Origin of the sequence: Aeromonas sp. R5-3 (assembly GCF_040908225.1) — a bacterium.
Classification (GTDB): domain Bacteria; phylum Pseudomonadota; class Gammaproteobacteria; order Enterobacterales; family Aeromonadaceae; genus Aeromonas; species Aeromonas dhakensis.
In genome coordinates this window covers 376,713-394,760 of record NZ_JBFODH010000029.1, presented here as the reverse complement: position 1 = coordinate 394,760, position 18,048 = coordinate 376,713, and the positions used below count along the sequence as shown (strand labels likewise).

The window sequence follows — 18,048 nt, the reverse complement described above, 5'->3', positions numbered from 1 at the left end:
GGATGGGGTGATGCTGAGGGGGCGATGGTTTTCGCCATGCCATGAACCTCCCTGCTCGGGTCATCGATCCCTTGCTGGCGGCAGACCGAATATCGGCGGGCAACCAAAAATGGGGATCGAACGGGCCTTCCTCTCCTGCCGCGACTCGCTTCCAGTCAAGATGGCCCGGCATTCACCGCATAACGTTAAAACATCGAGCAATCATCACTATTTATGATAATTAACTACATATGAAGCAAGTAAGCCGTAGATCACACTTGTAACTAAACTATCAGTGAAGTTTTCTAATACGGCGGGATTAGTTTTGTTAATCTCAAACGGGTCTTTGTTTTGCTGCTGCCCCCAGACCAGATGACAACGCCGGGCAAAGCCCGGCGTTTTTCAGAACAGGTGGGTCGCGGCAAATGGCGCCGTGACCCGCGGCCAGTGCCCGCTCAGGGAGCCAGCTTGCTCAGGATGGCGTGGGCCGCCTTTACCCTCTCCTGGATGGGGTAGTTGCGGTTGGCCAGCATGACGATGCCCACTCCCTTGGCCGGCACGAAGGCCACATAGGCGCCAAAGCCGTTGGTCGAGCCGGTCTTGTTGAAGAGCCGCTGGCTCCCCATCTCCTTCGGCGCGGCCGTCGTCGGATTGGCCTTCATGATCACCTGGGCCGAGTTGCCCGCCAGCAGCGTCTGCTCGCTGACCGGATAGGGGTAACTCTCCCAGCCCAGCCCCTGGGTCATCTCGCCTACCGAGTAGCGCCCTTGGTGGGTCAAAGCGATGGCCTGCTGCAATCCCTTGTCATCCACCCCCTTGATGTTGGCCTTCACGAAGGCGAGCAGATCCGCCGAGCTGGTCTTGATGCCGTAGGCCTCGTCCGCCAGCACCCCTGGCGTGACCCTGATGGGCTTGTCCTCTTTCGAATAGCCATAGGCGTAGTTCGCCATCGCCTGCTTCGGCACATTGATATAGGTGTGATGCAGGCCGAGCCCGGGCAGCAGGGTCTGCTCCATCAACTGGGCAAACGGCTGCTGCAGACTGCTCGCCGCCAGATAGCCGAACAGGCCGATACTGGGGTTGGAGTACTGGCGATGGCTGCCTGGTTGATAGGCCGGCGTCCACTGGCGATAGTAAGCCTGCATCTGCTCGAGCGATTCCACCTCGTCGGGGAATTGCAGCGGCAGACCCCCGGCACTGTAAGTGGCAAGCTCGGCCATGGTGATGCCATCAAAGGCGGAGCCCTTGAGCCAGGGAGCGTGCCGGCTCACCTTGTCATCCAGCCCAATGCTCCCCTTGACCACGGCGTAGGCCCCCAGGGTCGCGGTCAGGGTCTTGCTGACCGAGCCAATCTCGAACAGGGTCTGCTCGCTGACCTTCTTCCCCGTCGCCAGCTCGGCAACCCCGTAGTTGAAGTAGTGAGCCTTGCCATCCTTGAGCACTGCCACCGCCATGCCCGGGATCCGTTGCTCTTTGAGCAACGGTTGGATGCTGGCATCTACCACGGAGCGCAGGGGATCGGCCGGTGAAGTGGCTTCGGCATGGGCCAGACCGGTCCACATCAGAGTGGCCACAGCCCCCCACAGGATGGTTTTTCGTTGTTTCATAGAACCTTCTCCTAAATCTATATGTAGGTTTGCTGACTCAATAACTAGCAGTGGTGAGAGCATATCTTCGAATCATGTGTGGAGTATGAAGTTCTGTGAAGCCAATGTGAAGTTGCCAACCAAACCATCCAGATTCAATGAGTTATCCATGACTTGTCCCCCTTGTCATGCCGCTGGCGTATAAGCTGTAGGGGCAACGACACCGAGGGGAGGCACCCGTGCAGACACAACCACAGATAACCCGGCTGCTGACGGCGCTGGAGCAGGTGATCCTGGGCAAACCGCTGCAGCTCAAGATTGCCCTGGTGACCCTGCTGGCCCGCGGCCACCTGCTGATCGAGGATCTGCCCGGCATGGGCAAGACCACCCTGGCCCACGCCCTGGCGCAGGTGCTGGGGCTCGACTGCCGGCGGGTGCAGTTCACCGCCGATCTGCTGCCGGCCGACCTGCTGGGGCTGCAGATCTTTGACCCCCAGCAGCAGCAGTTTCGCTTTCACCCCGGCCCAGTCTTTGCCCAGGTGCTGCTGGCGGACGAGATCAACCGCGCCAGCCCCAAGGTGCAGAGCGCCCTTCTGGAGGCCATGGCCGAGGGCAAGGTGAGCATCGAGGGGCAGAGCCACCCGCTGCCCTCCCCCTTCTTCGTCATCGCCACCCAGAACCCGGCGGATCAATCAGGCACCTACCCCTTGCCGGAATCCCAGCTCGATCGCTTCGCGGTGCGCCTCTCTCTGGGCTTTCCGACCCCGGATGCGGAGCGGCGGCTGCTGCGTGGGGCCAGCCAGAGCGCCCCCCTCGCGCGCCAGCTCGATGCCGCAGATCTTGCCGCCCTGCAGGCCGAGGCGGCGCAGATCCACCTCGCCGATGCCACCCTTGACTACCTGCTGGCACTGGTGCAGCAGAGTCGCTTCGACGCCGAGTTGCCGCAGCCGCTCTCACCCCGCGCCGCCCAGACCCTGCTGGCGGTGAGCCGGGCCTGGGCGCTGGTGGCGGGCCGTCGCTTCGTCAGCGTGGAGGATGTGCAGGCGGTCTTCCCCTACGTGGCCGAGCACAGGCTCAGGGGGAGCTTTGGGGTGCAGCGCGGTGAAGCCTGCCCGCTCAGCCAGCGCCTGCTGGCCCGGGTCGATCCGGATCGCCCCTGATGAACTGGCGCCAGCGCAGAGCCAGGTGGCAGCAAGGCTGGCTGGCCAGGCGCATCCCGCCGGCCCGCCAGCTCACCCTGCAGGGGCGCTGTCTGTTCATTCTGCCCACCCGGCTCGGCCTCTGCTATCTGCTGGTGATGCTGGCCATCTATCTGCTCGGCACCAACTACCAGAACAACCTGGTGTTGCTGCTGGCCTACGGCCTCGGCAGCCTGTTCATGGTCACCATGTGGCTCACCCACCGCAACCTGCTGGGACTAGCCCTGCTGGGGGGGCCTGCCGTGCTGGGAGAGGTGGGCAGCCCCTTGCCCATGTGCATCACGGTGCGCAGCGAACGGCCGTTGCAGGCCCTGCAGTTTTCCCTCAATGAAGGGAGGCTCTGGCTGGCGCAGGTGGATGCGGTGCCCCAACCCCTGCTCCTGCCGGTGCTGGGTAGCCGGCGCGGGCGACTACCGCTGGAGAGGCTGCGAGTGGAGAGCCGTTACCCCCTCGGCCTGTTTCGCTGCTGGTCGCTGCTGGATTTGCAACTGGAGGGCTGGCTCGCCCCGGCCCCGGCGTACGGCCCCTTGCGCGGGGAGGCCGCGACCGACGCTGCGGGCAGCCGGGGGCAGCCCACCCCGGCCTCGATGGGAGATTTCGACATGCTGCGGGCCCACCAGAGCGGGGAGCCGCTGAGCCGGGTCGCCTGGAAACAGCTCGCCCAGGGGCGCGGCCTGCTGGTGAAGCAGTTCTGCGAGCCGGGGCAGGATGATACCCACCTCTCCCTCTCCCGGGTTGGCGGCCAGGATCTCGAAGCGAGGCTGGCGGTGCTCGCCTGGTGGTGTGGCGACTATGCCAAGCGGGGCATTCCCTTCAGCCTGACCCTGGCGGGCCGAACGCTCGGGCCGGACAGCGGCCCCGCCTTTTTGCAGCGCTGCCAGCTGGCACTGGCCCGCCTCGACGCCCGGGAGCAGCTGCAGGAGACAGACCTCGATGCTGCTCGATAACCGGCGCCTGCTGCCGCTGCTCGCCCTGCTGCAGTTGCTGCTGATCCCGGCCCTTTGGCCCCAGCTGCAGCTCTGGGTGATGGCCGTCTCGCTGCTTGCCCTGGGCGTGCGGGCCATGATGCTGTGGCGGGGCTGGCGCCCGCCGCCCGCCGCCGTGCTGGCACTGCTGGCCATACTGGGCGTGGCGCTGCTGGGCTGGCAGTGGCGCCAGCTCGGCACCCTGCCGGCCCTCATCAACCTGCTCTGGCTCGGTTACGGCCTCAAGCTCATCGAGGTACGGCGGGAGCGGGATGTAGAGCAGGTGCTGCTGCTCGCCTTCTTTCTGGTCGCGCTGGCGCTGGTGCAGCGCCAAAGCATGGGCTGGGCCCTGGCGATGGCGGGGGCGCTCTGGTTGGCAGTCACCACCCTGCTGGCGGCGGTGCAGCCTCTCGGCCGACGGCTGTGGCTGCGCGCCGGCGTCACCCTGCTGCTGGCCGCGCCCCTGCTGCTCACCCTGTTCCTGCTGCTGCCAAGGCTAACGCCGCTCTGGCAGATGCCAAGCAGCAACCGCGCCCTCTCCGGCCTCTCGGAGGAGGTGGCCCCCGGCGACATCAGCGAGCTGGTCAACTCCTCCGAGCTCGCTTTTCGCATCAGCTTCGCCTCAGCGCCCCCCCTGCCCCAGGAGCGCTACTTCCCGCTGATGCGCCAGGAGCTGTTCGATGGCCGCCGCTGGTTGTTAAGCGATGAGGTGCGCCGCTGGCAACAGTCCCAATCCGTGCAGACGCAGCCAGCGGCCAACCCGGCGACACCGCTGCCTGCCGGCGGCTATCAGGTGATCGCCGAGCCCCAGCGCCACCGCTGGACCCTGGCCCTGACCGATCCCGAGGTGCTGAGCGGCCCGGTCACCTTGAGCCCCCTCGCCACCCTCTATCGTCGCGATCGGGGGGATGGCCGCATCAGCTACCGGGTCAGCACGGCCGCCACGGCGCCGCCAGCCAGCCAGGCGACCCGCCAACTCAACCTGCAGTTGCCCGCCACCGGCAACCCCAAGGCACGAGCCCACGCCCTGCAACTCAAGGCCCGCCATCCGACGCCGGAGGCGCTCGCCGCCGCCCTGCTGGGCGAGTTTCGTCAGGGCGACTTCTACTACACCCTGCAGCCGCCACGACTGGGGCAGGACGGGGTGGATGATTTTCTGTTCGAGAGCCGGCGCGGCTTTTGCGGCCACTACGCCATGGCCACCGCCTTCGTGCTGCGGGCGGCCGGCATCCCGGCCCGGCTGGTGACCGGCTACCTGGGCGGCGAGTGGAATCCGAGGGGCAACTATCTGGAGGTGCACCAGTTCGACGCCCACGCCTGGGTGGAGTATCTGGATGAGCAGAACCGCTGGCAGCGGCTCGATCCCACCGCCGCGGTGGCGCCCCAGCGCATCGAGGGGGGTATGCCGGCGGCCCTGGCTGGCGAGTTCGCCGCCGCTGACCCGCTCTCTTTGCAGCGCTATCGCAACTGGGCCCTGCTCAACCAGCTGCGCTGGTGGGGGGCCAACCTCGATTACCAATGGACCCGCTGGGTACTCAACTATGATGCGGCCAGCCTGTGGCAACAGCTGGGGCAACGCTGGCCGGCGCTCTCAGGCCATACCCACTGGCTTATTCTGGCCGCCCTGTCGGGGGTGGCGACTCTGGTGGGCGGGCTGCTGCTCTGGCGTGGCCCGACCCCGGCCAGACTGCGGCTATGGCAGCCCCTGCGCCGGCGCGCCGCCCGCCACGGCTGGCAGCCCTTGGCCGGTGAGAGCCTGGCCAGCTGGTGCGAGCGCCTCGCCAACCTCAGACCCTTGCTGGCGCGGCCGCTGCGACAGGGGGCCTGGCTTTACCGGCGCTGGCGTTATGCCCCGCTGTCTCCCACGCAGCGCCAACGCACCCAGCGCCAGTTGCGGCGCCGGCTACGTCAGATCTGCCGGCGCTGGGATGCACACGGCTGACGGCAGTGTAGCGTCAACACACCTTGCACAAGGTACGGCGACGACTGCGCCAGATCTGCCGGCGCTGGGATGCCCACAGCTGACGGCAGTGTAGCGTCAACACACCTTGCACAAGGTACGGCGACGGCTGCGTCAGCTCTACCGGCGCTGGGATGCCCACAGGTGACGACTATGAAACGGCGCCCAAACAAAAGGGGAGCCACTGGCTCCCCTTGTTGTCAGACAACGGCGACTGCGAGGCTTATGCCTGCTTGCTGTTTTGCGCCGGATTGTCCCAGATCCCCTCTTCCAGCTGGCTGCGGATCTCGGGGTACTTGTTGGCGTCGAAGGTGGGCACCTTGCCCAGCTTGAGCTGGTCGTTGTAGTCCCGCGCCAGCTTGATGGCCACCCCGGAGAGCAGCAGAATCGCCACCAGGTTGACGATGGCCATCAGCCCCATGGAGACATCCGCCATTGCCCACACGGTCGGCAGCTCGCCCACCGAACCGAACATCACCATGCCCAGCACGAACATCCGGAACAGCATCAGGCCGCCCTTGTGGTTGTGCTCGAGGAACACCAGGTTGGTCTCGGCGTAGGAGTAGTTCGCCACGATGGAGGTGAAGGCGAAGAAGAAGATGGCCGCCGCGATGAAGATGTTGCCACCACCACCGATCTGGGAGGAGAGCGCCCGCTGGGTCAACTCTACCCCGGTGATGCCGGAGCCCGGTTCAAACTGGCCGGACATCAGGATGATGGCGGCAGTACAGGTACAGATGACGATGGTGTCGAGGAACACCCCCAGCATCTGCACATAACCCTGGGAGGCAGGGTGCGGCGGATAGGGGGTTGCGGTCGCGGCGGCGTTGGGAGCGGAGCCCATGCCTGCCTCGTTGGAGAAGAGACCGCGCTTGATGCCGTTGATCATCGCTTGGGAGATGGCGTAGCCCAGCGCACCGGAGCCGGCCTGTTCAAGACCGAAGGCGGACTTGATGATGAGGCTGAATACCCCCGGCAGCTCGCTGATGTTCATGGCTACCACGAACAGCGCCATCAGGATGTAGGCCAGCGCCATGAAGGGCACGACCAGCTCGGCGAAACGGGCGATGCCGCGAATGCCGCCGAAGATGATGAGACCGGAGAGCACCACCAGTGCCAGACCACTGACCCAGTCGGGGATGCCGAAGGCCACGTTCATCGCCAGGCTGATGGAGTTGGCTTGTACCGCGTTGAACACCAGACCGAACGCCAGGATCAGGCAGAGCGAGAACAACACCCCCATCCAGCGCATGCCGAGCCCCTTCTCCATGTAGTAGGCGGGGCCGCCACGGTAGTTGCCGTCCTCATCCTTGACCTTGTAGAGCTGGGCCAGGGTGCTCTCGACGAAGGCGGTCGCCATGCCGATGAAAGCGATCAGCCACATCCAGAAGATGGCACCCGGGCCACCCAGATAGATGGCTACCGCCACCCCGGCCAGATTGCCGGTACCCACGCGGGCGGCAAGGCTGGTACAGAGGGCCTGGAAGGAGGAGATACCGGCCTTGTCTGATTTGCGGCTGTTGCGCAAGACGGAGAACATGTGGCCGAAGTGGCGGATCTGGATAAAACCCAGGCGGAAGGTGAAGAAGATGCCGACGCCGATGAGCAGGTAGATGAGCACGGCTCCCCACATCAGGTCGTTAATCATTGCGATCAAGGTGTCCATATTTCTCTCGTTGTTATCACATCCATGGTCAGTCTGCGCTGACCCCTTGCTGTCGATTTCTGAATTTGCGGTTCACTAAAGGGGCGGAATCTAGCATAGCGAAGGAGTTCAGAATAGTGATCGGGATCACTACGGAAACAAAAAACGAGCGTTTTAGCGCAATAAAGCTTCATTTAACTCGCAAAATTTCAACAAAACTGAGAATCCAATCAATCGGCCAACAAATTAGACCCATAAGAAAACCTTTTGGCAATTATCTACATAGAGGTAGAAGCGGGAAAAAGGAGGCAAACCATTACGCAAGCGTTTACCCGTCGGGGATGCCAAAACGGCCCGGTTTCGCCAAACGTTTTACACGTAATAAAATTTCAAGTGGCTAACCACATAATTTATGTGATCGAGGGCACAAAACAGATAATCAACCAAAAAAGTTGTTTTTGACGAAGGATAATTTCAGCGACTAAAAACAGATAAAAGTTGTTTTTTATCAAACACTTTTATCCACTCCTTCCCGCCTGCGCCAGGGAGTGGCTGATAAGCATACAGCCCCCCCTATTGCAGGATGCGCCACATCCGTATTAATTAGGCAGGCAATGACGATGGGGCCTGCCCATCGCGCTTTTCTGAGCCTGAGTCGCCGGGATTTTGTAATTTTATTTCAGAACTGTCGTCTCACGCCCGCCACCCCCGAGCCTGCGTCCTCACCAAGAGAGTGCGCCCTCATAAAGAGATGATATTTGCCATGGCCGATAAATTAACCCAGCTGAAAGCCCTGACCACAGTTGTCGCCGACACCGGCGATATCGAAGCCATCAAACGCTACCAGCCCATCGATGCCACCACCAACCCCTCTCTGGTGTTGAAGGCATCCGAGATCCCCGAGTACGCGGCGCTGATCGAAGACGCCGTCACCTGGGCCAAGGCCCAGAGCCAGGACAAGGCACAGCAAATCATCGACGCGGGCGACAAGCTGGCGGTCAACATCGGTCTGGAAGTGCTGAAGATCGTCCCGGGCCGCATCTCCACCGAAGTGGACGCCCGTCTCTCCTTCGACACCGAGGCCAGCATCGCCAAGGCCCGCAAACTGATCCGTCTCTACAACGACGCCGGCATCAGCAACGATCGCATCCTGATCAAGCTGGCCTCCACCTGGGAGGGGATCCGTGCCGCCGAGGTACTGGAGAAAGAGGGTATCCAGTGCAACCTGACCCTGCTGTTCTCCTTCGCCCAGGCCCGTGCCTGTGCCGAAGCCGGTGCCTTCCTGATCTCCCCGTTCGTGGGCCGCATCCTCGACTGGTACAAGGCCAAGAACGGCCGTGACTACACTGCCAGCGAAGATCCGGGCGTGGTCTCCGTCACCTCCATCTACAACTACTACAAGCAGCACGACTACCCGACCGTGGTCATGGGTGCCAGCTTCCGCAACACCGGCGAGATCCTGGAACTGGCCGGCTGCGACCGTCTGACCATTGGCCCGGCCCTGCTGGAAGAGCTGAGCAAGGCGGAAGGTGCCGTGGTACGCAAGCTGGACTACACCGGCGAGCGCAAGGCCAAACCGACCCCGATGACCGAAGCCGAATTCCGCTGGGAACTGAACCAGGACGCCATGGCTCACGAGAAACTGGGCGAAGGCATCCGCATGTTTGCCATCGACCAGGGCAAGCTGGAAGCCATGCTGGCCAGCCGCCTCTGATCACTGCGCCATCTGCCGACAAAAACCGGGTTCCCGCAAGGGCACCCGGTTTTTTTATGGGCGCAGGATCCGCTGTCATGGGTTCGTCACGAAAACGTTTTATTTTCAATGCCGGTATGTTATACGGATGGTGAAAACGAGAATAACCAAGGAGGGAGCCATGGAAATGTTCAACTTCGATTATGAAGATGTAGTTGAGCTCGGTTCACGTAGCCGCGGGACAACGGGAAAAAAACGTAAATGGCGTGAGATAGAGGCGTTGAAAGACAAGCATCGCCTGCAGAAGGAGCTGCAATCCATCGACATCGCCTACGAAGGTCTCTCAGACGAGATCGAGTTGTAAAAACAAGGCCCCGGTTAACCGGGGCCTTGTTTTTTAAGGGAGCGTTACCCCTCAGGAAGAGAGCGGCAGCGACAGGCGCCTGGCCAGATCCTGAAAGTGCTGGCTGATCTCGGGCCCGAACAGGGGATCCCCGATGGCGCGGTTCTGCCAGACCTGCTCGAGGTGACGCCAGTCATCCTCGGTCAGCGAGTCGCGTAGATGGGGGAAGATGACCCCCTCTTCGTAGTTCATGTGCGCCTCCTGCAGCGCCACGAACTGCTCCAGCTTGGCGGTGAACTGATCGAGCGGAATGACCGCATCCATCAGGATCATCTCCACCATCTCCCTGAGCTCGGCACCGGCCTCCACCAGCTTGGCATGCTCCAGTTGCAGCCGGTTGGCCACATCCCCTTCCACTACCCGGTACTTGAGGTAGTAGTCATAAATGATGTCTTCCTTCGGATGGTGATACTTGTCCGATACCTCCCGCAGGTAATCCACCACATCGCGGATCAGGAAATAGCTGACCCTTTCTTCGCTGCGAATGGCCGCCAGCTTCTGCTTGAGCAGACCCAGCAACCGGGCGATGTTGAGATGATCCTTGTGCAGACTCGCTAACATGGGCACTCCTTGCGCTGAAATGAAACGATTCTGATCCGAGTATACGGCCATTTGTCGCGCCAACTTTGCACTCAATCAAGTCAGCTGCAGACAAAACGGCCAGTGGCGCATGCTGCCCCACCCTCCCGACGGAGCAAATCACGGCTGTCTGCCCCCGCGTTATTCGCAGACCGAGTGCCAGTTGATGGGGCTCATCCCCTGCTGGCTCAGCAAGCGGTTGGTCTCGGAGAAATGGCCGCAGCCGATGAAGCCGCGATGGGCCGAGAGCGGGCTGGGATGGGGGGCACTCAGCACGTGGTGGCGGCTCCGGTCGATGAAACGCCCCTTCTTCTGGGCGTGGGCGCCCCACAGCAGGAAGACCACCCCCTGACAGCTGGCGTTGATCTGCTCGATGACCCGGTCGGTGAAGGTTTCCCAACCCAGATGGGCATGGGAGTGGGCCTGGCCCGCCTGCACCGTCAGCACGGTATTGAGCAGCAATACCCCCTGGGTGGCCCAGGACTCCAGAAAACCGTGATTGGGTGTGACAAAACCCGGCAGATCCCGCTGCATCTCCTTGTAGATGTTCACCAGCGAGGGAGGCGTGCGCACGCCGGGCAGCACGGAGAAGCAGAGGCCATGGGCCTGGTTCGGACCGTGATAGGGATCCTGACCCAGGATCACCACCTTGACCTGATCCAGCTCGGTCAGCTTGAAGGCGTTGAACACGTCGGTGGCCGGCGGGTAGATCACCTTGCCCGCCTCCCGCTCGCTCCTGACGGTCGCCAGGGTTGCCTTGAAATAGTCCTGCTCCTTCTCGGAGCCAATCACATCAGTCCAGGTCAGCACCCCAATCTCCTCATTGAATCTGTCGGGGGAGGCGCTTATTTCGACCCGGCCGCTCGTGCGTGCAGGTCGGTGCGCCTCTCTCCTCGATCTACAGGGCCGGATGGATGGCCTGCGCCCTGTCCACCCACACGGGCACAGCGCAGCACGCCACCATCCTCGATGAATACGGCAGGCCCGGGGTCACCTTGCTTTTTACGCAGGCCAATCGGCCAGCACGCGCCCCTGCCCCCATTAATGCAGCAAGGGGCTCAGGATAGGGGGCCAGCCCCCAAGACGCAACCAGGATGCCCCTGCGGGTTCCTTCTCCCGGCCAAGCCGTGGCCACCGCGCTCACCTTTCGGTCGCCGCTGGCCATCTTCGGGTGAGCAAGAGGTCGCCGCTGGCCATCTTCGGGTGAGCAAGAGGTCGGCACTGAACTCCCACGCGACTCCCCATGGCCTGGTCTGGCGATGGCTGGGCCACTCTCCCGCTCGCCTGTCGACCCCCATCGCCCTCTCTTGCCTTGGTTAAGCCTCTCCTTCACCTTTTTGGCGTACCCCCATCATTGGCTTATCCCCTTCGCCTACTGTATGGCGAATCCAGCTTTGAGCGAGCTGGAACATGAAAAGGTGTAGTTAAATTACTAGATTTAATTAATGAAAGATGCATAATTTGGATATCTTTCATAATCAGAAAAATGACCTATTTTTGATTAATCTCAATAATTTAATCCCTTCACATCCGTACAGATCGCGTATTTTTTGATTTAGATCAATTTTCGTAATATTACCATCGTGGTATATATGACCCAACAAAGTAAAGGTGTAAGGCAAGGGCCCTTTAAATCATCCCGGTGGTTTAAATACATCAGGGTAATGTCCTTACAGTTGAATCCGCTTTCCTATGAGGAGTCATACCATGATCAAGGGCATCCAAATCACCCAGTCTGCCAACGCCGCTCTGCTGAACTCGTTCTGGCTGCTGGACGAAGAGAAGCAACAGGCTCGCTGCATCTGCGCCAAGGGTGATGCCTTTGCCGCCGATCAGGAAGTCAGCGTCTCCGACCTGGGCCAGTTCGAATACCGTGAACTGCCGGTACAGGCCGAGCCGGCCGTCGAAGGTGGCCAGCACCTGAACGTCAACGTCCTGCGTCGCGAGACCCTGGAAGACGCCATCGCCAACCCGGAGAAGTACCCGCAGCTGACCATCCGTGTCTCCGGCTACGCCGTGCGCTTCAACGCACTGACCCCGGAACAGCAGCGTGACGTGGTGACCCGCACCTTCACCCAGAGCCTGTAAGTCGCTCTGCACCAACCGGTATCATGAAAAACGGCCCAAACGGGCCGTTTTTTTATGGCTTGAATTCACCCACCCCCGTTGGCTGCCCGTGCTCGACAGGCTGGCAGCGCACGGCGCAGATATCGGTGGCTCAATGCTGATCCACCTTGACGGCTTGCGGCGGGTTGCTCAGCGCCTCGAGCATCTGGTGCTCGTCGAGCTGATCGCAGTAACGGGCCACCACCAGGGTTGCCACCCCGTTGCCGATGAGGTTGGTCAGGGCGCGGGCTTCCGACATGAAGCGATCGATGCCGAGGATCAACGCCAGCCCGGCCAGCGGCAGGTGGCCCACCGCCGAGATGGTAGCTGCCAGTACGATGAAGCCGCTGCCGGTCACCCCGGCCGCCCCCTTCGAGGAGATGAGCAGCACCACCAGCAGGGTGATCTGCTGGAACAGATCGAGCGGGGTGTTGGTGGCCTGAGCGATGAAGATGGCCGCCATGGTCAGATAGATGGAGGTACCGTCCAGGTTGAAGGAATAACCGGTCGGGATCACCAGCCCCACCACCGACTTCTTGCAACCGAGCGCCTCCATCTTGACCAGCATGCGCGGCAATACAGATTCAGAAGAGGATGTACCAAGCACGATCAGCAGCTCTTCCCGGATATAGGAAATAAAACGCAGGATGCTGAAACCATTCGCTCTGGCAATACTGCCCAGCACCAGGAAAATAAACAGCAGGCAGGTCATGTAGAAGCAGGCGATTAATTGTCCGAGCTGAACCAGCGAGCCGATACCATATTTCCCGATGGTAAATGCCATGGCACCAAATGCACCCACCGGCGCCAGCCGCATGATCATGTTGATGATCCCGAAAATAACCTGGGAGAAGCTGTCGATGACATTGAATATCACCTTTCCCTTCTCGCCGATATGGTGCAGGGAGAAGCCGAACAGCACCGCAAATAACAGTACCTGCAGAATGTTGCCGCTGGCGAAGGCGCCGATCACGCTGCCCGGGATCACGTCCAGCAGGAAGGGGATGATGCCCTGAGCCTTGGCCTGCTCGGCGTAGGCTGAGATGGCGCTGGCGTCGAGCGTGGCGGGGTCGACGTTCATGCCCGCCCCCGGTTGCAGCAGGTTGACCACGCACAGCCCGATGATGAGGGCGATGGTGCTGACCACTTCAAAATAGAGCAGCGCGATGGCGCCGGTTTTACCCACCGCTTTCATGCTCTCCATGCCGGCAATGCCGGTCACCACGGTGCAGAATATAACCGGGGCGATGATCATTTTGATTAATTTGACGAAACCATCCCCAAGCGGTTTCATGTCCGCACCGAGGTCAGGATATATATGCCCCAGGATGACTCCGAGGGTGATCGCTAACAACACCTGAAAATACAGGCTGCTGACTATTTTTTTCTGCATTCTTAACGTCCTGTCAGTTTAATGAGATGTGTCATGGCAGAAATACGCATGCAGCAAGCCGTGACGAAATATGAATTATCTCGCCCGGTTCGTGCCGTTCCCTCATCACAACAGGGGCTACTTTCACATGTTGAAAGAAGCAATTAATAGACATCAATCACACAACGGATTTAACAACATTAACACCATGGCAACCCAGATGTATTTATTCCGCGATTGATTTATGCTGGCCTAGGAAATAAAAACAGCGCGAAAACAAAAATGCCCCGCAGTGCGGGGCATTTTTATGGGGCCAGCGTGGGCCAGGTTCAGATGGAAGTATCGAGCGGCTCGAAGCCCTTGACCAGATCGTCGATGGCCTTCATCTGCTTGAGGAAGCCTTCCAGCTTCTCCAGCGGCAACGCGCTCGGGCCGTCGCAACGGGCCACCTTGGGGTCCGGGTGGGATTCGATGAACAGACCGGCCAGACCGACCGCCATGCCGGCACGGGCCAGCTCGGCCACCTGCTCGCGACGACCGCCGGAGGCGGCGCCCATGGGGTCACGGCACTGCAGGGAGTGGGTCACGTCGAAGATGACCGGGTAGCCGCCGGTGCTCTTCTTCATCACGCCCAGCCCCAGCATGTCCACCACCAGGTTGTCATAACCGAAGTTGACGCCGCGCTCGCACAGGATCAGACGGTCGTTGCCGCACTCCTCGAACTTGTCGGTGATGTTCTTCATCTGGCTTGGGCTCAGGAACTGCGGCTTCTTGATGTTGATGACGTTGCCGGTGCGGGCCATGGCCTCCACCAGGTCGGTCTGGCGCGCCAGGAAGGCGGGCAGCTGGATGACGTCGACCACCTCGGCCACCGGTTTGGCCTGATGGGGCTCGTGCAGATCGGAGATCACCGGCATGCCGAAGGTCGCTTTCAGCTCCTGGAAGATCTTCATCCCCTCTTCCAGACCCGGACCGCGGTAGGAGTGGATGGAGGAGCGGTTGGCCTTGTCCCAGCTCGCCTTGAACACGAACGGGATACCCAGCTTGGAGGTCACTTCCACGTACTTCTCGCACACGGCCATCGCCATGTCGCGCGATTCCAGCACGTTCATGCCACCGAACAACACGAACGGTTTGTCGTTGGCGACGTCGATGCCATTGACCTTGATATTCTTCTGTTCCATCTCAGGCTTCCTTAGGTAAAAGGGCTTGCAGGGCTTGAATCCACATCCGGCCGCGCTGCCCAGGGCAGCATGGCCTCGATACTCGTCTGTTGCATCTCCCAGGCCTTGCATGCAACGGCATGGGACTCTTCATTCGGCCAGGGCCTCGCCATGCAGCGGGGCCGTTGCCCGCCCCTCAGTGGAGGGGCTTGGGGCTCAGATCCAGGGCGGCCAGCTGGGCTTTCAGCACGTCGGCCACCGGATCGTCCGGGCACTGTTCAATAAAGTATTCAAAATCGTCGGCGGCAAAGCGCGGGCAGTCGAGCTGCTCGTAGATGAAGCCGCGATCCCGGGTCTCCAACGGGTCGCCGGGCTTCATCCGCAGCAACAGTTCGCTGCAGCGCAGCGCCTCTGTCATCCGGTCCTCCCGCAGCAGGGCGCCCTTGCTCACGTTGAGCAGCCGCTCGATGATCTCCCACTGGCCGGCAGGCTGCAGGTGATCCGAGCTGAGGGTGGCCAGGTTGCCGAGGGCCCCGCGCAGCAGCAGCTCGATGTGGTGCAGGCTCAGCTCGTCGCCGGTGAAGGGGTCCACATAGACCTCTCCCTCGCTGCCGGCGAAGCTCACCAGGAAGTGGCCGGGGAAGCAGATCCCCTCCACGTCCAGCCCGAGCTTGCGCCCCAGCTGGATGATGAGGATGCCAAGGCTGACCGGGATGCCCTGCTTGCGGGCCAGAACCTCGGCCAGATCGCAGTTGGCCACCGAGAAGTAGTCCTGCCAGTCACCGTGAAACCCTAAGGTCTGGTAGAAGCCCTGCAGCAGTTGACGGCGCACCTGGTCGCAATCCCCTTCCTCGATGGCCTCGTCCAGCCAGGCGTCGAGCCGGGCCAGCTCCGCCGTCCCGCGGCCGCTGATGCCATGGATCTCGTCGCTCACCGACAGCGCCAGCTCGGCGATGTCATGGGCTTCGAAATCGGTCCATTCGTCTACGCGTATCATCGTCATCATCCTTAACCGAACAGGCTGGCCTGCTTGTAGACGGCCAGCTTGGCGATGAAGAAGAGCCAGCCGAGGGCTCCCAGAAACGCAAACCAGCGGATGCCGTTACTGCGGGCCAGGCGCAGTGCCATCATGGCCAGAAAAGCCACCACCAGAATGGCGGTCAGCTTCTCGCTGAGCCAGGGGGTGGCGTTGTTGAGCGGGTTGAGATCCAGCACCATGCACAGCAGCACGCCGGAGAGCACCACCAGGCCGTTGAGCCAGCCGCTCAACCGAAGGGTACGGGCGCTGGCGGCACGGCTCGAGCCGGTCTGCAGCCAATAGAAGCGCAACATGAACATCAGCACGGCCAGGCCAATCAGCAGCAGGTGCAGATGTTTGATAGCAAAATACATAACGTGTCCTTGAACAGAGGCAGGCCCGGCCCGCCCGTCATCATCACTGAGCCAGCCGCCCCAGGGTCACCCGCTCGTTATCGCCGTAATCACGCACGGTTTCCACCTGCACGTAGCCCTGTTGCAGCAGGAGTTGACGCACCGCCTCCCCCTGCTGCCAGCCATGCTCCAGCAACAGCCAGCCGCCCGGCAGCAGATGAGCCGGCGCCCCGGTCACGATGAGGCGAATATCCGCCAGCCCCTGCTCGTCCGCCACCAGGGCGGAGCGGGGCTCGAAGCGCACGTCCCCCTCGTCGAGGTGCGGATCTGCCCCGTCGATGTAGGGCGGGTTGGAGACGATCATCGCAAAGCGCGGCGCCTGGCTTGGCGAGGGCTCGACCAGCGGTTCGAACCAGCTGCCGTCGCGCACCTCGATGGGCAGACCCAGCGCGGCGCTGTTGGCACGGGCCAGGGCGGCGGCGGCCGGCATCCTGTCCACCGCCCATACATCGGCATCCGGTCGCTCCGACTTGAGCGCCAATGCGATGGCGCCGGTGCCGGTGCCCAGATCCAGCACGGAGCAGGAGCCTGCTGGCAGCCGCGCCAGCGCCTGCTCGACCAGCACCTCGGTGTCGGGGCGCGGGATCAGGGTGGCCGGGCTAACCTTCAGCGGCAGCGACCAGAACTCCCGCTCGCCAATCAGGTGGGCGATGGGTTCGCCATTGAGACGGCGTTCGAGCCAGCCCTGCAGGGTGTCCTGCTGGGCGGCATCGAGCTCGCGCTCCGGCCAGGTCATCAGGTAGCTGCGCCGGCAGTCCAACAAATGGCAGAGCAGTGCATCGGCATCGGCGCGGGGGGATTCCCCCCCTGCCAGGGTTGCCATGATGTGGGCGCGAGCCTGCTGGATCTGCATCAGTTGCTCTCGGCCAGGGAGGCGAGCTGGTCGGCCTGGTACTCCTGGATCATCGGGTTGATGACGCAGTCCAGATCCCCTTCCATGATCTCGCCGAGACGATAGAGGGTGAGGTTGATGCGGTGTTCGGAGAGGCGCCCCTGCGGGTAGTTGTAGGTGCGGATACGCTCGGAGCGATCCCCCGATCCCACCAGGTTGCGGCGAGTGCTCTGCTCGGCGGCGCGGTGGCGCTCATCCTCGGCCGCCTGCAGACGGGCGGAGAGTACCGACATCGCCTTGGCGCGGTTCTTGTGCTGGGAGCGCTCGTCCTGGCACTCCACCACCAAGCCGGTGGGCAGGTGGGTGATGCGGATGGCGGAGTCGGTCTTGTTGACGTGCTGGCCACCGGCCCCGGAGGCGCGGAAGGTGTCGATCTTCAGATCCGCGGGGTTGATCTCGATCTGCTCGGCTTCCGGCACTTCCGGCAGCACCGCGACGGTACAGGCGGAGGTGTGCACCCGGCCCTGGGATTCGGTTTCCGGCACCCGCTGCACCCGGTGACCACCGGATTCAAACTTGAGGCGGCCGTAGACGTGCTCGCCCTCCACCTTGGCGATCACCTCCTTGTAGCCGCCATGCTCGCCGTCGTTGCAGCTGACGATGGAGACCCGCCAGCCCTGGCGCTCGGCATAGCGCGAATACATGCGGAACAAGTCGCCCGCAAAGATCGCCGCTTCGTCACCACCGGCGCCGGCGCGGATCTCCAGGTAGCAGTTGTTGTCATCCTTGGGGTCGCGCGGCAGCAGCATCACCTGCAGCGCCTGCTCCTGCTCCTCGAAGGTCGCCTTGGCCAGCGGCAGCTCCTCCTGCGCCATCTCGCGCAGGTCGGCATCCTCCTCTTCCAGCATCTGGCGGGTGGCGTCCAGGTTCTCTTCGGCCTGGCGGAATTGCTGGAAAGCGTGAACGATATCTTCCAGCTGGGCATATTCCCGGGTCAGGGCGCGGTAGCGATCCTGATCCGCGGCCACGTCCGGCTCGCCGAGCATGGCCTGTACTTCTTCGTGGCGCTCGATGAGGCCTTCCAGCTTTCTGATCAGTGACGGGTTCATAAATCTTGTGTTCTCGATGGAGGACG

Annotated in this window: 16 protein-coding genes; 6 read left to right on the top strand and 10 right to left on the bottom strand. The window is 62.1% G+C overall.

The genetic code is table 11. From position 1 onward, the window contains the following. Positions 1-434: 434 nt before the first annotated feature. Positions 435-1,586 (bottom strand): AQU family class C beta-lactamase, encoded by a 1,152-nt coding sequence (gene blaAQU / locus AB5Y95_RS21120; protein WP_368161994.1) that lies wholly within the window; start codon positions 1,584-1,586, stop codon positions 435-437. A 218-nt stretch (positions 1,587-1,804) separates the two neighbouring features. Between blaAQU and AB5Y95_RS21115 the strand changes: the two genes are divergently transcribed. From AB5Y95_RS21115 to AB5Y95_RS21105, 3 genes are read left to right on the top strand one after another with little or no spacing between them, the layout of a single operon-like run. Next, positions 1,805-2,725: an AAA family ATPase gene (locus AB5Y95_RS21115; protein ID WP_213343772.1), complete on the top strand. Its 921-nt coding sequence runs from the start codon at positions 1,805-1,807 to the stop codon at positions 2,723-2,725. Next, positions 2,725-3,711 (top strand): DUF58 domain-containing protein, encoded by a 987-nt coding sequence (locus tag AB5Y95_RS21110; protein ID WP_368161992.1) that lies wholly within the window; start codon positions 2,725-2,727, stop codon positions 3,709-3,711. Before AB5Y95_RS21115 ends, AB5Y95_RS21110 begins: the two co-directional genes overlap by 1 nt. Then, positions 3,698-5,671 (top strand): DUF3488 and DUF4129 domain-containing transglutaminase family protein, encoded by a 1,974-nt coding sequence (locus AB5Y95_RS21105; protein ID WP_368161991.1) that lies wholly within the window; start codon positions 3,698-3,700, stop codon positions 5,669-5,671. The genes AB5Y95_RS21110 and AB5Y95_RS21105 overlap by 14 nt, the downstream gene beginning before the upstream one ends. 241 nt (positions 5,672-5,912) lie before the next feature. On the opposite strand, the gene AB5Y95_RS21100 is transcribed toward AB5Y95_RS21105, so the two are convergent. Next, entirely contained in the window at positions 5,913-7,355 is a 1,443-nt protein-coding gene (locus AB5Y95_RS21100; protein WP_368161989.1) for an alanine/glycine:cation symporter family protein, read from the bottom strand. Between the two features lie 742 nt (positions 7,356-8,097). Between AB5Y95_RS21100 and tal the strand changes: the two genes are divergently transcribed. Beyond that, positions 8,098-9,048, top strand: coding sequence for a transaldolase (gene tal, locus AB5Y95_RS21095; RefSeq protein ID WP_368161987.1), 951 nt, complete (start codon positions 8,098-8,100; stop codon positions 9,046-9,048). A 160-nt stretch (positions 9,049-9,208) separates the two neighbouring features. Continuing rightward, positions 9,209-9,391 carry a DUF3545 family protein gene (locus tag AB5Y95_RS21090; protein WP_005298488.1) on the top strand — a complete coding sequence of 61 codons (183 nt, stop codon included), beginning with the start codon at positions 9,209-9,211 and terminating at the stop codon, positions 9,389-9,391. 51 nt (positions 9,392-9,442) lie between these two features. Here AB5Y95_RS21090 and AB5Y95_RS21085 read toward each other — a convergent pair whose 3' ends face one another. Further along, entirely contained in the window at positions 9,443-9,991 is a 549-nt protein-coding gene (locus AB5Y95_RS21085; protein ID WP_005298486.1) for a hemerythrin domain-containing protein, read from the bottom strand. Positions 9,992-10,150: 159 nt separating this feature from the next. Beyond that, positions 10,151-10,819 (bottom strand): uracil-DNA glycosylase, encoded by a 669-nt coding sequence (gene ung, locus AB5Y95_RS21080; RefSeq protein WP_017765029.1) that lies wholly within the window; start codon positions 10,817-10,819, stop codon positions 10,151-10,153. 897 nt (positions 10,820-11,716) lie between these two features. On the opposite strand from ung, the gene grcA reads away from it, so the two are divergent. Further along, positions 11,717-12,097, top strand: a complete 381-nt coding sequence (gene grcA / locus AB5Y95_RS21075; protein ID WP_010633231.1) for an autonomous glycyl radical cofactor GrcA — start codon at positions 11,717-11,719, stop codon at positions 12,095-12,097. Between the two features lie 130 nt (positions 12,098-12,227). On the opposite strand, the gene AB5Y95_RS21070 is transcribed toward grcA, so the two are convergent. The 6 genes from AB5Y95_RS21070 to prfA form a co-directional block, all read right to left on the bottom strand. Beyond that, positions 12,228-13,508 (bottom strand): dicarboxylate/amino acid:cation symporter, encoded by a 1,281-nt coding sequence (locus tag AB5Y95_RS21070; RefSeq protein WP_368161986.1) that lies wholly within the window; start codon positions 13,506-13,508, stop codon positions 12,228-12,230. 308 nt (positions 13,509-13,816) lie between these two features. Then, complete coding sequence (kdsA, locus tag AB5Y95_RS21065; protein WP_005298479.1) at positions 13,817-14,671, bottom strand: 3-deoxy-8-phosphooctulonate synthase; 855 nt, start codon at positions 14,669-14,671, stop codon at positions 13,817-13,819. A 175-nt stretch (positions 14,672-14,846) separates the two neighbouring features. After that, a complete protein-coding gene (locus AB5Y95_RS21060) occupies positions 14,847-15,647 on the bottom strand; it encodes a SirB1 family protein (protein ID WP_011706932.1) in 801 nt (266 codons plus the stop codon). Between the two features lie 11 nt (positions 15,648-15,658). Continuing rightward, a complete protein-coding gene (locus AB5Y95_RS21055) occupies positions 15,659-16,042 on the bottom strand; it encodes a SirB2 family protein (protein WP_010633227.1) in 384 nt (127 codons plus the stop codon). 43 nt (positions 16,043-16,085) lie between these two features. After that, entirely contained in the window at positions 16,086-16,934 is an 849-nt protein-coding gene (prmC, locus tag AB5Y95_RS21050) for a peptide chain release factor N(5)-glutamine methyltransferase (RefSeq protein WP_099358659.1), read from the bottom strand. Next, positions 16,934-18,022, bottom strand: a complete 1,089-nt coding sequence (prfA, locus tag AB5Y95_RS21045) for a peptide chain release factor 1 (protein WP_099358660.1) — start codon at positions 18,020-18,022, stop codon at positions 16,934-16,936. The genes prmC and prfA overlap by 1 nt, the downstream gene beginning before the upstream one ends. Between the last annotated feature and the right edge of the window lie 26 nt (positions 18,023-18,048).

Excerpts from the sequence above, each read along its gene's own strand:
- blaAQU (WP_368161994.1), bottom strand. The coding sequence starts at position 1,586 with ATGAAACAACGAAAAACCATCCTGTGGGGGGCTGTGGCCACTCTGATG.
- AB5Y95_RS21110 (WP_368161992.1), top strand. The coding sequence starts at position 2,725 with ATGAACTGGCGCCAGCGCAGAGCCAGGTGGCAGCAAGGCTGGCTGGCC.
- AB5Y95_RS21105 (WP_368161991.1), top strand. The coding sequence starts at position 3,698 with ATGCTGCTCGATAACCGGCGCCTGCTGCCGCTGCTCGCCCTGCTGCAG.
- AB5Y95_RS21100 (WP_368161989.1), bottom strand. The coding sequence starts at position 7,355 with ATGGACACCTTGATCGCAATGATTAACGACCTGATGTGGGGAGCCGTG.
- tal (WP_368161987.1), top strand. The coding sequence starts at position 8,098 with ATGGCCGATAAATTAACCCAGCTGAAAGCCCTGACCACAGTTGTCGCC.
- AB5Y95_RS21090 (WP_005298488.1), top strand. The coding sequence starts at position 9,209 with ATGGAAATGTTCAACTTCGATTATGAAGATGTAGTTGAGCTCGGTTCA.
- AB5Y95_RS21085 (WP_005298486.1), bottom strand. The coding sequence starts at position 9,991 with ATGTTAGCGAGTCTGCACAAGGATCATCTCAACATCGCCCGGTTGCTG.
- grcA (WP_010633231.1), top strand. The coding sequence starts at position 11,717 with ATGATCAAGGGCATCCAAATCACCCAGTCTGCCAACGCCGCTCTGCTG.
- AB5Y95_RS21070 (WP_368161986.1), bottom strand. The coding sequence starts at position 13,508 with ATGCAGAAAAAAATAGTCAGCAGCCTGTATTTTCAGGTGTTGTTAGCG.
- kdsA (WP_005298479.1), bottom strand. The coding sequence starts at position 14,671 with ATGGAACAGAAGAATATCAAGGTCAATGGCATCGACGTCGCCAACGAC.
- AB5Y95_RS21060 (WP_011706932.1), bottom strand. The coding sequence starts at position 15,647 with ATGATACGCGTAGACGAATGGACCGATTTCGAAGCCCATGACATCGCC.
- AB5Y95_RS21055 (WP_010633227.1), bottom strand. The coding sequence starts at position 16,042 with ATGTATTTTGCTATCAAACATCTGCACCTGCTGCTGATTGGCCTGGCC.
- prmC (WP_099358659.1), bottom strand. The coding sequence starts at position 16,934 with ATGCAGATCCAGCAGGCTCGCGCCCACATCATGGCAACCCTGGCAGGG.
- prfA (WP_099358660.1), bottom strand. The coding sequence starts at position 18,022 with ATGAACCCGTCACTGATCAGAAAGCTGGAAGGCCTCATCGAGCGCCAC.